We start from the raw sequence: 13700 nt of genomic DNA on the forward strand, positions 1-13700 counted from the left end.
CTCAGGCAAACCCACGACCGGCAGGAGTGACGCCCGCGACGAGCGGGCGTCACCTTTCTGAATGCAGTCAGGAAGGCGGCCGGGCGATGACGCAGGCGGCCTCGCCGCCGGCGAAGACGTGCGTCAATCGAGCCTCGACGCTCCATCGGTAGCGAAGGACCGCCGCTTCGAGCCGCGCACCCACTTCGTCCGCGCCCGTGGACGGCTCGTCGTGGAAGAGAAAAAGGCGACCTTCCGGCTTCAACAGTTGAACCAGTCCCTCAAACTCACGCGCAGGCTCGCCCCGAGCGAAGACGCCGACGCGCAGCGCAAAAGCCTTGTCGAAGCGACGGTGACCCAAATCGAGTGATTGAAGGTCAGCGACCTGCAAGGTGGCCAGACCAGCTGCGACGTATTTCTCATTTCGGCGCGCCGCCGCCGCAATCATCACAGCCGACCGGTCGATGGCCACTATCTCGCCTTCGACCAGTCGCTCGCAAACCTGCGTCACCGCAACACCATGGCCACAGCCGATTTCGAGCAGTCGATCCGAAGGCCGGGGGGCGACGACCTCGACCGCCCAACCAATCCTGTCCAGCGCCATCTGAAGTCCCATCCTTCAAGAGATCGAAAGCCATCACCGCGAAGAGTTGTACAAGCTGCATCTGATGCAAAAAACAAACCACTTGCAAATCAATATCGGTTTTGCCACTCTCTTCCATGACAGGATATGCTGCAACGGGAGTGAGACAATGCGTAAGGTCATCATGTGGGACATGGTCAGCGTCGACGGCTTCTTCGAAGCCCCGGGACACGACATCGACTGGTTCGTCTTCGAAGACGAACTCGCCGCCTATATCGGAGAATCGCAACTTGAAGCGGACACTTTGCTTTTCGGCCGCGTGACCTATGAAATGATGGCCGGTTACTGGCCGTCAGCCGAGGGCGACATCGCTACCTTCATGAACGGCGTCGAGAAATTCGTCTTTTCGCGAACTCTGACATCCGCCAACTGGCACAGGACGACGCTTGTAAACGGCGACGCCACCAAGGAAGTCGAGCGCTTGAAGCACCTCGATGGCGGCACGATCTTCGTTTTCGGCAGCGCGGATTTCGCAGCAGGGCTGATCGAGAAGGGCCTCGTCGACGAGTATCGCCTGGGCATCAATCCGGTGCTTCTCGGCAACGGCGTACCCCTGTTCAAGCCGGGGACGAGGCAGACGAAACTCAGACTGACCCATACCCGCCCGCTGAAATCGGGCGTCGTCATTCTGCACTACCAGCCGGAGACGGACGCAAGCTAGGAGATGCAGAGCATCGCTCCCGACAGTCCTGCGCCCATCTGGCTCATCGCCGGCTCTTGACTTCCCTGCCCGATCGTCCGACTTCACTACTGCATAGCGCCTTAAGTCGGGATCGATTTAGGGATAAAATTATGCAGCAGCTTTAAAGCGTTACAGCGTCCTTCGCGCGTCCTAAAAGACGCGCGGCGCGGTAGGGAAGATGCAAGGAGACGGCGACATGAGCGAGACCGCACGCACGACGATCGACCAGAGCGAGGTGGACCGCTTTTCCGCCATGGCTGCGGAGTGGTGGGATCCGACCGGCAAGTTCCGGCCGCTGCACAAGTTCAACCCCGTTCGCCTCGCCTATATCCGCGACAAGGTGGCCGAGCATTTCGGCCGCGATCCAAGGAGCCCGCAACCGCTCAAAGGTCTGCGGCTGCTCGATATCGGTTGCGGCGGAGGTCTCCTGTCCGAACCAATGGCACGCATGGGCGCCGACGTGCTTGGAGCCGATGCATCGGAAAAGAACATCGGCATCGCCAAGACCCATGCTGCCGGAAGCGGCGTGACGGTCGACTACCGTGCCGTAACCGCGGAAGCGCTCGCCGAAGCCGGCGAAAGCTTCGATATCGTGCTCAACATGGAAGTGGTCGAACATGTCGCCGATGTCGATTTCTTCATGACCACCTGCGCCCATATGGTTCGCCCTGGCGGCCTGATGTTCGTCGCCACCATCAACCGCACGATGAAGGCGGCGGCTTTGGCTATCTTCGCCGCCGAGAATGTTTTGCGCTGGCTGCCGCGCGGCACGCACCAGTATGAGAAGCTGGTGCGCCCGGAAGAGCTGGAAAAGCCGCTTGTGGCCAACGGTCTCGAAGTGACGGAGCGAACCGGCGTGTTCTTCAATCCGCTTTCCAATCAGTGGAACCTGTCCAGGGATATGGACGTCAACTACATGATCGTCGCCAAGCGCCCGCTCTGAACGCTTACGGCAGGCTCAACCCACCTGCCGATGCGCCAACCATTCGCGTCGCAAGAGCGCATAGACGAACTCATCGCCCCAGACGTCGTTGAAGCGGTCGTTCTCGATCAGATGCGCTTCGCGGCGCATGCCGAGACGCTCGACGACGCCAACCGAACCTCTGTTCAGTGCATCGAGCCGGGCGAAGATCCGGTGGAACCTGAGCGTCGAAAAGCCGAAATCGAGAACGGCCCGCATCGCCTCCGTTGCATACCCCCTTCTGGCAAAAGCGGGGTTGAAAATGTAACCGGTTTCCGCCTGCTCAGCCGCCCGGCTAGCGAGTTTCAGCAACGCCTCGCCGATCAGCGCGCCATCCTCCTGCCGCTCGACCGCAAACACCGCGACATCCCCATCCTCGTCGAGCCGCGGTGCTGAAGCCTTGGCGAACTTCGCGCGCGCCGCCGTTTCGTCCAGGGGGTCCTGGTAAAGATAGCGGTAAACCTCCGGCAGCCGGTGGTAGGCGAAGAAGGCCGGAAAATCGCCGGACACGAAGGGCCGGATGACGAGACGATCGGTGGAAATGCGAAGCTCGGACAATGTCATTGGCTGAAAAACTCCCATGCAAAGCTGCGAGATGGGAAGCAAGACATTGTTTTTAAAGAGTTGCCGGCAAAATTTGCGGCATCTCGCAGGCCGCTAACCTGCTTAGTTGACCTCGTCCGGCAAGATCGGCAGCGGTGCGACCGCAATTCCTTCCTCAAGCAGGGCCACGGCCTCTTCCGCTGTCGCCTTGCCGATCAGGCCGCGCTCCTCCGCTTCGCCATAGTGAATCTTGCGCGCCTCCTCGGGGAAGCGTTCGCCGACATCCTCAGCGTTCTCGCGCACAGTTTTCACCAGCTCGCGGATCTTGGCGACCGTTTCCTTCTGCGCCTGATCCATGATCACCGCCCGTGTCGCTTCCTTCTTGCGCGCGGTCGCAACCGACGGCGCCATCAGTTGCTTGGCAACGGCGGTCGAATTGCAGGTGGGGCAGGACACCAGCTTGCGGTCGACCTGGCGGTCGAAATCGTCACTCGACGAGAACCAGCCCTCGAAAGCGTGGCCGTTGTCGCAGGAAAGCGTATAGCGGATCAAGCGGCGACGCCTCCCTTCCCGGTTGGCGCCACTTCATCGAGCACGAAACTGCGGGCGTTCTTCAAGTTCGGTATCTTGGCGTGCGCCGCATGCACAGCGGCGACGTCGATGTCTGCAAGTACGATTGCCTCGCCGGTCGGACCGGCCGATGCAAGCACCCGCCCCCACGGATCGACGATCATCGAGTGGCCAAAGGTCTCGCGCCCGTCCTCATGCGTTCCGCCTTGCGCTGCGGCGATGACGAAGAGGCCGTTCTCGATGGCGCGAGCACGAAGCAGGATTTCCCAATGGGCCTCGCCGGTTTGGCGTGTGAAGGCAGCGGGCACCGACATGATCTCGGCGCCGGCGACCGCCTGCTGGCGAAACAGTTCCGGAAAGCGCACATCGTAGCAGATGGTGAAACCGAGCTTGCCGAAGCCGAGATCGGCAACGTGCGCCGTGCTGCCGGGCTGATAGGCAGCGCTTTCCCGCCAGCTTTCGCCATTGTCCAGATCGACGTCGAACATGTGGATCTTGTCGTAGTGGCAGATCTTACGGCCGTCGGGACCGAACAAGAGGCCGCGATTGGCGATCTTGCCGTCGGGAAGCGCGATCGGCGTCGAGCCGACATGGAGGTAGACGCCGAGTTCGCCGGCAAGCTTTGCCGCCTCACCGGCAATGATGTCGTTCGCCTCGTCTTTCAGGATCGCACGCAGGGCCGCGCGGTCCCGCTGGAGCGCGCCTGTCATTTCCGGCGTCTGGATGTAGGTCGCGCCTCTTGCCGCGGCATCCCGTGCCAGCCGAACCATCGTCTCCGCATTCCTGTGCGGATCGACGCCGGAACACATCTGTATGGCTGCGGCCTTGAAGGTCATCCTGGTTCAACTCCTGATGCACGCCACTAACAAACGAAAACCTCTCTCGCGCCAGCGGCTCGCAAGATATCGCGTCGTCGGCCGCTTCAGGCGGCGAGCATGCCGTCGAGCTTGCCAGCGCGTTCCAGCGCATGCAGGTCGTCACAGCCACCGACGTGGATGTCGTTGATGAAGATCTGCGGGAACGTCGTGCCGCCATGCGACTTCTCGATCATCACCTGCCGAACCTTCGGATCATAGGTTGCGTCATGCTCGAGGAAGGGCACGCCCTTGGTTTCCAGTAGTTTCTTGGCGGCCGAACAATAGCCGCAGAACTGACGCGTATAAATGACCACTGAAGCCATGATCCTGAATCGCTCCTTCACCGGCCACCGTGCCGGACAACTGATTGTCATATAAGACCGGATATGGCTCTTGCAAAGGTCAAAACCGTGACCGGCCCGGCTCCCGCCCGCTTCAGCGCACGGGTCGCTGCGGAAACGGTTGCACCGGTCGTATATACATCATCGACGAGCACCACGCTTTTCCCACGGAGACCCGCCTTGCCGCTTTCCGAGACCGCGAAGGCGCCACGAACATTGTCTTCACGCGCCTGCTTCGCAAGGCCCACCTGCCGGCTTGTGCGTCGGATGCGCTTGAGGATATCGGGTTGATAGGGTCTGCCGGAGAGCCGCGCGATGGCCCGCGCCAGTTCCGCCGATTGGTTGAACCGGCGCCTCCACAGCCGAAAGGCATGCAACGGCACCGGGATGATCGCATCGGCCGAGGCCACCGCACCATCGCTCGCCCGGATCATCCACTCCGCCATCATCGGCGCGAGGTCGGTACGGTCGCGGTATTTCAGCCCGTGCACCAGGTCGCGAGCGATGCCTTCATGGATAGCCACCGACCTCAGGCGGTCGAAGGCCGGCGGATGGGCGATGGCTTCGGGCGAAACCGAGCCAGTCCCGTGGTCGACCGAAAACGGGGTCCCGAGAATGTCGCAAAAGGGGCGTTCGATCAGCGGCAGCGTCGACCAGCAAAGCGCGCAGACCGCGCGATGACTGCCGACCAGCCGGCCACAGCCACAGCAGACCGGCGGATAGACGAGATCGACCGCCCCGGAGACGAGTCTCCCCAGCGCGCGTCCCCACCCCTCCTCCGGAAACAGCGGTCTCTCCCATCCCATGCTGTTGACTTTGAACCTCCGAAGGTCTTTTTGCTGGCCAGCGTGCGGAGACAGTATCGTGGAAAAAATCTTTGACCAGAGCCTCGTCGAGGCACACCGGGCAAGGGCGCTCAGAAACGCCGATCCGAAAGCCGGTTTCCTTCTCGATATCGTTGCGCAGGAACTTGCCGAGCGCGTCAGCGTAGTCGAGCGCCACTTCGATCGCGCTCTGGAGCTGCACGGTTACAGCGGGCAGACGGCCCGGGACCTCATGGCGACCGGCAAGATCGGCACCGTGGAGCGCGCGGAAACGGATGCGCGTTTCGGGTCTGAGCAAGCACCGGTCACGATCGCCTCGCTGGAAGAGGTCCCAGGCGAGCCGGAGAGCTTCAACCTTGTGGTCTCGCCGCTATCCCTGCACCTGACCAATGATACGCCCGGCGCCTTCATCCAGGTTCGCCGCGCGCTGAAGCCCGACGGGCTTTTCCTCGCCGCCATTCCCGGCAGCGGTACGCTCCAGGAACTGCGCGAGGCGCTTCTGGCCGCAGAGGCCGAGTTGACGGGTGGCGCAAGTCCGCGGGTCATCCCGTTCGCCGATGTGCGCGATGTCGGCGCTCTCCTCCAGCGCGCAGGCTTTGCGCTGCCGGTCACCGACACCGAGACCTACACGGTGCGCTATGATTCGCTGTTTGCCCTGATGCGGGATCTGCGCGCCATGGGCATGACGAGCCCACTCTCGGCACGAAGCCGCGCGCCCGTTTCCCGGCGCTTCTTCCTGCGGGCAGCCGAAATCTATGCCGAACGCTTTTCCGATCCGGACGGCCGCATTCGCGCGACGTTCTCGGTCATCTACCTGTCCGGCTGGGCGCCGCACGAAAGCCAGCAAAAGCCATTGAAGCCGGGGTCCGCAAAGCAGCGCCTGTCGACAGCGCTCGGCACGAAGGAACAGCCGCTCTAACCGGCGACGATCGAGTTCGAACTGAACTCAAGCCCCCTCGAAGGCTGTCGCGACGGAATTGTAGACCGCTGAGAGGGCGCTGCCGATCTGTTCGGCGCCAAGGATCAGGCTGAGAGAGACGATGGCGGCAATGAGTGCATACTCGATGGCGATGCCAGCATGCGTATCGCGAAAGAAGCGTCTCAGCCTTTCCATGCGTCCCCACCCTGGTTCGTATTCAATCCGAAACACAAGGCGGCATCGGAAGACCCGATGGCGCTGGCTTCAGCATCCGCTCTTGCGGCCGTCGGCATCGATGATGCAAACCGCGCCCGGCATTTCCTGAAGGACACTGCGCCGAACCGTGTAGCGCTTGGAGGTCCCGCTCGAAGGGATGGAGCCGGTGGAAATGTTGTCGTAGTCGACGGGCGTGTTCGCCATGATGCGCCTGTCGTTCTTCGAAGACAGCATCGGCGTCAGGATCAATGTCAGCGCGATCACTGCCGTTCCAAACAGCAGGGACAGATTGAGCACACCCGTCCGGCGGGACTGATTAGTCACCAGATCCTTTTCCTGAACCGTGCTCCAGAAATCGTCGTCCACCATCCCAGCCTCACAAATGCACAAAGCACAGCGAACGCAAGCGCCCTTCCCAAGCTTGGTTCCACCGTACTGCCTGAAATCAGTACGCCGTTCACCAACAATGCGTACCGAAAATGAATTGAGCTATCTTTGCGCGAGGGAGATAAACGATCGATTAATAATCAATCAGATTTCGGGTAGGTTCAGAGCAAATCCATAAGAAACGGTATCAGCGGCTCGTCGGCCGGCGGCATCGGATAGTCGCGCAGGGCCTTCGGCCGCACCCACTTGATTGCCTGCCCTTCCCGTCCCGTCGCCACGCCCTCGTAGCGCCGGCAGACATAGAGCGGCATCAGCAGGTGGAAGTCCTCATAGGCGTGGCTGGCGAAGGTCAGCGGCGCGAGGCACGCGACCTTGGTACGAATGCCGAGTTCTTCTTCCAGTTCGCGGATCAGGGTTTCCTCAGGCGTCTCGCCGGCTTCGACCTTGCCACCCGGAAATTCCCAGAGACCGGCAAGCGACTTTCCTTCCGGCCGCTGCGCCAGCAGGATCCGGCCGTCGGAATCGACCAGAGCACAGGCCGCAACGAGGACGATCTTCTTTCCGTTGGCGTCCATGGTCTCAAGCCCCAGGCGTTCTGTAGATATAGCTGTAAACTTCTGCGAAGCCGGCACCGCGATACAGCGCCATCGCTGCGCGGTTCTCCGCCTCGACCTGCAGCCAGGCCTTCTTGGCGCCGCGCAGGCGCGCCCAACGCAGGCAGACACCGAGCATCGCCTTGCCGACACCGCGTCCGCGGGCCCGCTCGTCGACGGCAAACTGCATGATACCGGCGAGGTCGTTGTCCTGCACGACGAGTGCCACGGCGATCGGACCAGTCTCGGCATCTTCAAACAGAAACAGGCCGCTTTCCGGCTTGATCGCATTGATGATCTCGGCGAGTGCGGCCTTCCTCTTCGTATCGCCCTTGGCGATGCCGATGCAGGCATCGACGAAGCGGCCGACGTCCTTGATCGGAAGGTGATCGATGCCGTCGCCGAATTCGCGCTCGGCAAGATCCGCCGTCATCACCAGGCTGCGGCTGAATGCCGTCCAGCCTTCCGCATCCATATGGGCAACGAGTTGCGGCGGCGTCAGCGGCGTCTGGCGCACGGTCAGCGGCCGGCCGTAGTCCGCAAAGCGCCTGGCGGCCTTTTCCAGGCGAACCGGAATATCGCGATAGTCGGACGGATCGAGCGGATTGACGGAGTTGAGACGCTTGGAATCGTGACCTGCATTGAGCCGGATAAGCCAGCTGCCGTCATATTGCACAGACGCTGCCGGCCAGGCGCGGAAGCCCACGGCCTCGAGACGGCGCACGCTCGGGAGATCCACCATTATCACTTCCCCACCTTCGGCCGCGGCCTTGCCCGCCGGCCGAGTATCACTCGATGTCATCTTGCTACCTCCGGCCGGCCTGGGATGCCAGGCTGCTTGCGATCGCCGACCGGAGCCTCAGCTGCGGTAGTCGCCGTTGATTTCGACATATTCCTTCGTCAGGTCGCAGGTATAGACCGTGGCGCGACCGGAACCGAGGCCGATTTCGACGCGGATCGTGATGTCCTCGGCCTTCATGACGGCAGTGGCTGCCGCTTCCGAATAGGTCGCGTCACGCTCGCCGTCGACGGCTACGCGCACGTCACCGAACCAGATCGCCAGGCGGTCGCGTTCGGCCATCTCGCCGGACTTGCCGACGGCCATGACGACACGGCCCCAGTTGGCGTCTTCGCCGGCAACCGCCGTCTTCACCAGCGGCGAATTGGCAATCGAGAGTGCAATGCGCTTGGCTGCCGCGTCGTTTTCGGCGCCTTCGACGGTGACTTCGACCATCTTGCGCGCACCTTCTCCATCGCGCACCACCTGGAGAGCCAGATCGCGCAGCAGATCGTTGAGGGCCAGGCGGAAGCCATCGAGGCGCGTATCGGCCGCATCGGAAATCGTCGCCTGTCCGTCGGCTGCCGCTGCACCCGTTGCAAAGAGCATCAGCGTGTCGGAGGTCGAGGTATCGCTATCGACCGTGACCGAGTTGAACGTCGGACCGACACCGGCCGAAAGCAGCGCCTGCAGCGCGGCCGGGGCGATGTCGGCGTCGGTGACCACGAAGGAGAGCATCGTCGCCATGTCGGGCGCGATCATGCCGGCGCCCTTGGCGATACCGTTGATCGTAACCTTGACGCCACCGATCTCGGCCGTGCGGGTGGCGACCTTCGGATAGGTATCCGTCGTCATGATCGCCTTGGCGGCTTCGAACCAGAAATCTTCCTTGCCGGCTGCGGCCAGATCGTCGAGCACGCCGGCAAACTTGGTCGCATCGAGCGGCTCGCCGATGACGCCGGTCGAAGCGAGGAACACTTCGCCCTCGGCACAACCGGCCGCCTTTGCCGCCGATTTTGCCGTCAAAGCGGTCGCTTCGCGTCCCTTCTTGCCGGTGAAGGCATTGGCGTTGCCGGAGTTGACGACAACGGCGCGCGCGACACCGCCGGCGAGGTTCTGCCGGCAGAAATCAACCGGAGCCGAAGGGCACTTGGAGCGAGTGAAAACACCGGCAACGGCTGCTGGCTTGTCGAACACCATCATCAACACGTCGGTGCGGTTCTTGTACTTGATGCCTGCGGCAGCGGTTGCCATGCGGACACCGCGCACGGAAGGCATTTCGGCGAAGGTTTTCGGAGCAAGCGGAGAAACGGAGCCGGACATGGGAAACCTGCTGTGACGGGTTGGAGCCAGAGCATTTCCAGGAAAAGTGCGTAGCGGTTTTCCGTCAGGAAATGCGTAAGAACAAAGATCTGGGGCGGTTTACAACCGAAACTGCTCCAGATCCATCTTGCGACAAATGCCCGAACGGTTTTCACCGCCGGGCATCGACAAAAAGCGGTGACGGCAGGTACGGCCGGCGGCCGCACCTGCCAATCAAAACTACTTGGCTTGCTGAGCTTCCTGCGCCTTGTTGGCCTCGTCATAGGCCTTCTTCAGAGCGGGATCGGAAATCTCGACGCCAGCGTCCTTCTTGGCGGCGGCAAGCAACTCGACGTACTTGTCACGCATGAGAAGCTGGCGGACCTGCGGCTCGACCTGCTCGAGCGGCGGCGGAGCCTGCGGGCGCTTGTCTTCGACCAGGATCACGTGGAAGCCGAACTGCGTCTTGACCGGGGTCTTGGTGTAGGTGCCTTTTTCGAGAGCGAAGGCAGCCGTCTCGAATTCCGGCACCATGCGGCCCTTGGTGAAGTAGCCGAGATCGCCGCCGTCGTCCTTGTTCGGATCGGAAGACTTCGCCTTGGCCAGCTCGACGAAGCTCTTGCCGGCGTCGAGTTCCTTGATGATTTCCTTGGCTTCGTCCTCGGTCTTCACCAGAATATGGCGCGCCTTCACTTCTTCCTGCGGCGGGATCGCTGCGATCTCCTTGTCGTAGCGCGCCTTCACCTCTTCCTTGGTGATTGCGTCGACCACGTGCTTCTTGAAGTAGGCGTTGTGCAGTTCGCGCTCGGTGAGGTAGGCAACACGCTGCTTGAAGGTCGCATCATCCTGCAGGCCTTCCTTTTCGGCCGTCTTCGACAGGAGCTTGACGTCGATGATCGCCGAGAGAGCCGCAGCACGCTTCTGTTCCTCCGGCATCTGCTGAAGCTGCGGGTCGAGACCACCGAGCGCCAGCGTGAGTTCGGACTGGCGCACGTCCTCGCCGCCAACCTTGGCGATCACCGGATCGGCGTCTTCCGCCCGCGCGGCACCATGAACGGCCATGGCCGCAACCAGTGCCGCAGCGGCCAGGGTTTTCAACTTGGACATGCTCATTACCTTTCACATTAGCCTTCGGCGCAATTGCCTGCAGCTTGTAGCGGCTGCACACCACCAGAATGTGGCGGTTCTGTAGCCGTCCGGCAGTGCAATTGCGTTGACATAATTCGACCCCCCTCTTATCTGTCACGCAACCTCGCGTCCAGAACAGTTTCCGGGCGTTTCACGGCATTGCGCGGTTTTCGCGGCGCGGCCATGAGACCTAGGGCAACAAAAAAGAAAGGACCATTCGTATGGTCAGTCTCGGCGGCCTAGCCCGCAAGTTGTTTGGTTCCGCCAACGATCGTCGCGTCCGCGGCTACAAGGCTCGGGTGGACGCCATCAACGCTCTTGAAGCCGAAATGAAGGCTTTGTCGGATGAGGCGCTCACTGCCAAGACGGTGGAATTCCGTAAGCAGTTGGACGAGGGCCAGACGCTCGACGACCTCCTGGTTCCGGCCTTTGCCGTTGCCCGCGAGGCCGCGCGCCGTGTCCTCGGCCTGCGTCCGTTCGACGTCCAGCTCATCGGCGGCATGATCCTGCATGAACGCGCGATCGCGGAAATGAAGACCGGTGAAGGTAAGACCCTCGTCGCGACGCTTCCGGTTTATCTGAACGCGCTTGCCAGCAAGGGCGTGCATGTCGTTACCGTCAACGATTACCTCGCCCAGCGCGACGCCGCCACCATGGGCCGCGTCTACAGCTTCCTTGGCATGAGGACCGGGGTCATCGTCCACGGCCTGACCGATGAGCAGCGCCGCGACGCCTACGCCTGCGATATCACCTATGCGACCAACAACGAACTCGGCTTCGACTATCTGCGCGACAACATGAAGTACGAGCGCGGCCAGATGGTCCAGCGCGGTCACTTCTTCGCCATCGTCGACGAAGTGGACTCGATCCTCGTCGACGAAGCACGCACGCCGCTGATCATCTCCGGTCCGCTCGACGACCGTTCCGATCTCTACAACACGATCAACGAGTTCATCCCGCTGCTGTCGCCCGAGGACTACGAAATCGACGAGAAGCAGCGCTCGGCCAACTTCTCGGAAGAAGGCACGGAGAAGCTCGAAAACCTTCTGCGCCAGGCGGGCCTGTTGAAGGGTGAATCGCTCTACGACATCGAGAACGTCGCGATCGTCCACCACGTCAACAACGCGCTCAAGGCCCACAAGCTCTTCACCCGCGACAAGGACTACATCGTCCGCAACGACGAAATCGTCATCATCGACGAGTTCACCGGCCGCATGATGCCGGGACGGCGTTACTCCGAAGGCCAGCACCAGGCGCTCGAAGCCAAGGAAAAGGTGCAGATCCAGCCCGAGAACCAGACCCTCGCCTCGATCACCTTCCAGAACTATTTCCGCATGTACTCCAAGCTTGGCGGCATGACCGGTACGGCAGCGACCGAAGCGGAAGAATTCGGCAACATCTACGGCCTTGAAGTGATCGAAGTGCCGACCAACCTGCCGATCAAGCGTATCGACGAGGACGACGAGGTCTACCGTACCCAGGGCGAAAAGCTCAAGGCCATCATCGACGAGATCAAGTCGGCGCACGAACGCGGCCAGCCGATGCTGGTCGGCACGACGTCGATCGAAAAGTCCGAACAGCTTGCCGATCTCCTCAAGAAGTCCGGCTTCAGCAACTTCCAGGTGCTGAACGCGCGCTACCACGAGCAGGAAGCCTTCATCGTCGCCCAGGCCGGCGTACCGGGCGCAGTGACGATCGCCACCAACATGGCCGGCCGCGGCACCGACATCCAGCTCGGCGGCAACATCGACATGCGCATCCAGCAGGAGCTTGCCGAAGTCGAGCCGGGCCCGGAGCGCGAACAGCGCGTCGAGGCGATCCGCACTGAAGTGCAGAAGCTGAAAGAGCAGGCACTTGCCGCGGGCGGCCTTTACGTTCTCGCGACCGAGCGTCACGAAAGCCGCCGCATCGACAACCAGCTTCGCGGCCGCTCCGGCCGTCAGGGCGACCCGGGCCGCTCCAAGTTCTACCTGTCGCTTCAGGACGACCTGATGCGCATCTTCGGCTCAGACCGCATGGACAGCATGCTACAGAAGCTGGGTCTGAAGGAAGGCGAAGCGATCGTCCATCCCTGGATCAACAAGGCGCTTGAGCGCGCGCAGAAGAAGGTCGAAGCGCGCAACTTCGACATCCGCAAGAACCTCCTGAAGTATGACGACGTTCTCAACGATCAGCGCAAGGTGATCTTCGAGCAGCGCATCGAGCTGATGGATGCCGAAAGCGTCACCGAGACCGTGACCGACATGCGCACCGAGGTCATCGAGGACATGGTCGGCAAGCGCATCCCCGAGCGCGCCTACGCCGAGCAGTGGGACGTAGAGGGTCTGAAGGCCGACGTGCAGCAGTACCTCAATCTCGACCTGCCGATCGTCGAATGGGCGGCCGAGGAAGGCATCGACGAGGCTGATATTCTTGAGCGCGTGACCGCCGCTGCCGAAAAGGAAGCCGCAGATCGCGCCGAGCGTTTCGGCCCCGAGATCATGCAATATGTCGAACGATCGGTGGTGCTGCAGACGCTCGACCATCTCTGGCGCGAGCATATCGTCAACCTCGACCACCTGCGCTCGGTCATCGGTTTCCGCGGCTACGCGCAGCGTGACCCGCTGCAGGAATACAAATCCGAGGCCTTCGAGCTCTTCCAGGCTCTGCTCGGCAACCTGCGCCAGGCTGTGACTGCACAACTCATGCGCGTCGAGCTGGTCCGCGAAGCGGCCGAAGCGCCGCAGCCGGCACCGCCGGTCATGCACGGCCACCATATCGATCCGTTGACGGGCGAAGACGATTTCGGCGACAGCGCCGGAACGCTTCTTGCCGCCGCCCCCGTACAGCGCGACGCGAACGATCCGGCAAGCTGGGGCAAGGTCTCGCGCAACGAGCTCTGCCCGTGCGGTTCCGGCAAGAAGTACAAGCACTGCCACGGCATCTACGAAGCATAATCCAGGCAAGGTAAAGCGGGCGCTGTTGGCGCCCGCGGCCC

16 protein-coding genes are annotated in these 13700 nt (G+C 62.0%); 4 read left to right on the top strand and 12 right to left on the bottom strand.

Features of this window, described 5'->3' with window-relative positions:
* Positions 1 to 67: 67 nt before the first annotated feature.
* Entirely contained in the window at positions 68 to 583 is a 516-nt protein-coding gene (locus tag AB4Z53_RS33015) for a class I SAM-dependent methyltransferase (protein ID WP_291154005.1), read from the bottom strand.
* Between the two features lie 148 nt (positions 584 to 731).
* Between AB4Z53_RS33015 and AB4Z53_RS33020 the strand changes: the two genes are divergently transcribed.
* Entirely contained in the window at positions 732 to 1283 is a 552-nt protein-coding gene (locus AB4Z53_RS33020) for a dihydrofolate reductase family protein (RefSeq protein WP_441599554.1), read from the top strand.
* Positions 1284 to 1500: 217 nt separating this feature from the next.
* A complete protein-coding gene (ubiG, locus tag AB4Z53_RS33025) occupies positions 1501 to 2247 on the top strand; it encodes a bifunctional 2-polyprenyl-6-hydroxyphenol methylase/3-demethylubiquinol 3-O-methyltransferase UbiG (RefSeq protein ID WP_113541357.1) in 747 nt (248 codons plus the stop codon).
* A gap of 15 nt (positions 2248 to 2262) precedes the next feature.
* Here the strand turns inward: ubiG and AB4Z53_RS33030 are convergent, their stop codons facing one another.
* The 5 genes from AB4Z53_RS33030 to AB4Z53_RS33050 all read right to left on the bottom strand — a co-directional run bounded on the left by AB4Z53_RS33030 (position 2263) and on the right by AB4Z53_RS33050 (position 5382).
* Positions 2263 to 2829 (bottom strand): GNAT family N-acetyltransferase, encoded by a 567-nt coding sequence (locus tag AB4Z53_RS33030; protein ID WP_441599556.1) that lies wholly within the window; start codon positions 2827 to 2829, stop codon positions 2263 to 2265.
* A 102-nt stretch (positions 2830 to 2931) separates the two neighbouring features.
* Positions 2932 to 3360 carry a DUF1178 family protein gene (locus AB4Z53_RS33035; RefSeq protein ID WP_113541355.1) on the bottom strand — a complete coding sequence of 143 codons (429 nt, stop codon included), beginning with the start codon at positions 3358 to 3360 and terminating at the stop codon, positions 2932 to 2934.
* Positions 3357 to 4214, bottom strand: coding sequence for a carbon-nitrogen hydrolase family protein (locus AB4Z53_RS33040; RefSeq protein WP_291154014.1), 858 nt, complete (start codon positions 4212 to 4214; stop codon positions 3357 to 3359). The genes AB4Z53_RS33035 and AB4Z53_RS33040 overlap by 4 nt, the downstream gene beginning before the upstream one ends.
* Before the next feature lie 86 nt (positions 4215 to 4300).
* On the bottom strand, positions 4301 to 4558 hold the full coding sequence (gene grxC, locus AB4Z53_RS33045; RefSeq protein ID WP_113541353.1) for a glutaredoxin 3: 258 nt from the start codon (positions 4556 to 4558) through the stop codon (positions 4301 to 4303).
* 47 nt (positions 4559 to 4605) lie between these two features.
* Positions 4606 to 5382 carry a ComF family protein gene (locus AB4Z53_RS33050; RefSeq protein WP_113541352.1) on the bottom strand — a complete coding sequence of 259 codons (777 nt, stop codon included), beginning with the start codon at positions 5380 to 5382 and terminating at the stop codon, positions 4606 to 4608.
* Between the two features lie 58 nt (positions 5383 to 5440).
* Between AB4Z53_RS33050 and AB4Z53_RS33055 the strand changes: the two genes are divergently transcribed.
* Positions 5441 to 6319, top strand: a complete 879-nt coding sequence (locus AB4Z53_RS33055) for a methyltransferase domain-containing protein (RefSeq protein WP_441599559.1) — start codon at positions 5441 to 5443, stop codon at positions 6317 to 6319.
* A gap of 27 nt (positions 6320 to 6346) precedes the next feature.
* Here AB4Z53_RS33055 and AB4Z53_RS33060 read toward each other — a convergent pair whose 3' ends face one another.
* The 6 genes from AB4Z53_RS33060 to AB4Z53_RS33085 all read right to left on the bottom strand — a co-directional run bounded on the left by AB4Z53_RS33060 (position 6347) and on the right by AB4Z53_RS33085 (position 10702).
* Positions 6347 to 6514: a Flp family type IVb pilin gene (locus tag AB4Z53_RS33060; RefSeq protein WP_113541350.1), complete on the bottom strand. Its 168-nt coding sequence runs from the start codon at positions 6512 to 6514 to the stop codon at positions 6347 to 6349.
* A 69-nt stretch (positions 6515 to 6583) separates the two neighbouring features.
* The gene (locus tag AB4Z53_RS33065) at positions 6584 to 6904 is read right to left on the bottom strand and encodes a hypothetical protein (protein WP_113541349.1); all 321 of its coding nucleotides are present in this window, start codon (positions 6902 to 6904) and stop codon (positions 6584 to 6586) included.
* A gap of 179 nt (positions 6905 to 7083) precedes the next feature.
* Entirely contained in the window at positions 7084 to 7497 is a 414-nt protein-coding gene (gene mutT / locus AB4Z53_RS33070; RefSeq protein ID WP_441599562.1) for an 8-oxo-dGTP diphosphatase MutT, read from the bottom strand.
* Between the two features lie 4 nt (positions 7498 to 7501).
* Entirely contained in the window at positions 7502 to 8317 is an 816-nt protein-coding gene (locus AB4Z53_RS33075) for a GNAT family N-acetyltransferase (RefSeq protein ID WP_441599564.1), read from the bottom strand.
* Positions 8318 to 8374: 57 nt separating this feature from the next.
* Positions 8375 to 9616, bottom strand: a complete 1242-nt coding sequence (argJ, locus tag AB4Z53_RS33080; protein ID WP_113541346.1) for a bifunctional glutamate N-acetyltransferase/amino-acid acetyltransferase ArgJ — start codon at positions 9614 to 9616, stop codon at positions 8375 to 8377.
* A gap of 219 nt (positions 9617 to 9835) precedes the next feature.
* Entirely contained in the window at positions 9836 to 10702 is an 867-nt protein-coding gene (locus AB4Z53_RS33085; RefSeq protein WP_113541371.1) for a peptidylprolyl isomerase, read from the bottom strand.
* 242 nt (positions 10703 to 10944) lie between these two features.
* On the opposite strand from AB4Z53_RS33085, the gene secA reads away from it, so the two are divergent.
* Complete coding sequence (gene secA, locus AB4Z53_RS33090) at positions 10945 to 13659, top strand: preprotein translocase subunit SecA (protein ID WP_291154027.1); 2715 nt, start codon at positions 10945 to 10947, stop codon at positions 13657 to 13659.
* Positions 13660 to 13700: the final 41 nt, after the last annotated feature.

It is taken from the genome of Ensifer sp. 2TAB8, assembly GCF_052115125.1.
In the GTDB taxonomy this organism is placed as follows: Bacteria; Pseudomonadota; Alphaproteobacteria; order Rhizobiales; family Rhizobiaceae; genus Ensifer.

Bases quoted from the DNA above. Each gene is read 5' to 3' on its own strand.
- AB4Z53_RS33040 (WP_291154014.1), bottom strand. From the start codon at position 4,214: ATGACCTTCAAGGCCGCAGCCATACAGATGTGTTCCGGCGTCGATCCG.
- AB4Z53_RS33020 (WP_441599554.1), top strand. From the start codon at position 732: ATGCGTAAGGTCATCATGTGGGACATGGTCAGCGTCGACGGCTTCTTC.
- argJ (WP_113541346.1), bottom strand. From the start codon at position 9,616: ATGTCCGGCTCCGTTTCTCCGCTTGCTCCGAAAACCTTCGCCGAAATG.
- ubiG (WP_113541357.1), top strand. From the start codon at position 1,501: ATGAGCGAGACCGCACGCACGACGATCGACCAGAGCGAGGTGGACCGC.
- mutT (WP_441599562.1), bottom strand. From the start codon at position 7,497: ATGGACGCCAACGGAAAGAAGATCGTCCTCGTTGCGGCCTGTGCTCTG.
- AB4Z53_RS33085 (WP_113541371.1), bottom strand. From the start codon at position 10,702: ATGTCCAAGTTGAAAACCCTGGCCGCTGCGGCACTGGTTGCGGCCATG.
- AB4Z53_RS33030 (WP_441599556.1), bottom strand. From the start codon at position 2,829: ATGACATTGTCCGAGCTTCGCATTTCCACCGATCGTCTCGTCATCCGG.
- grxC (WP_113541353.1), bottom strand. From the start codon at position 4,558: ATGGCTTCAGTGGTCATTTATACGCGTCAGTTCTGCGGCTATTGTTCG.
- AB4Z53_RS33065 (WP_113541349.1), bottom strand. From the start codon at position 6,904: ATGGTGGACGACGATTTCTGGAGCACGGTTCAGGAAAAGGATCTGGTG.
- AB4Z53_RS33060 (WP_113541350.1), bottom strand. From the start codon at position 6,514: ATGGAAAGGCTGAGACGCTTCTTTCGCGATACGCATGCTGGCATCGCC.
- secA (WP_291154027.1), top strand. From the start codon at position 10,945: ATGGTCAGTCTCGGCGGCCTAGCCCGCAAGTTGTTTGGTTCCGCCAAC.
- AB4Z53_RS33015 (WP_291154005.1), bottom strand. From the start codon at position 583: ATGGCGCTGGACAGGATTGGTTGGGCGGTCGAGGTCGTCGCCCCCCGG.
- AB4Z53_RS33050 (WP_113541352.1), bottom strand. From the start codon at position 5,382: ATGGGATGGGAGAGACCGCTGTTTCCGGAGGAGGGGTGGGGACGCGCG.
- AB4Z53_RS33075 (WP_441599564.1), bottom strand. From the start codon at position 8,317: ATGACATCGAGTGATACTCGGCCGGCGGGCAAGGCCGCGGCCGAAGGT.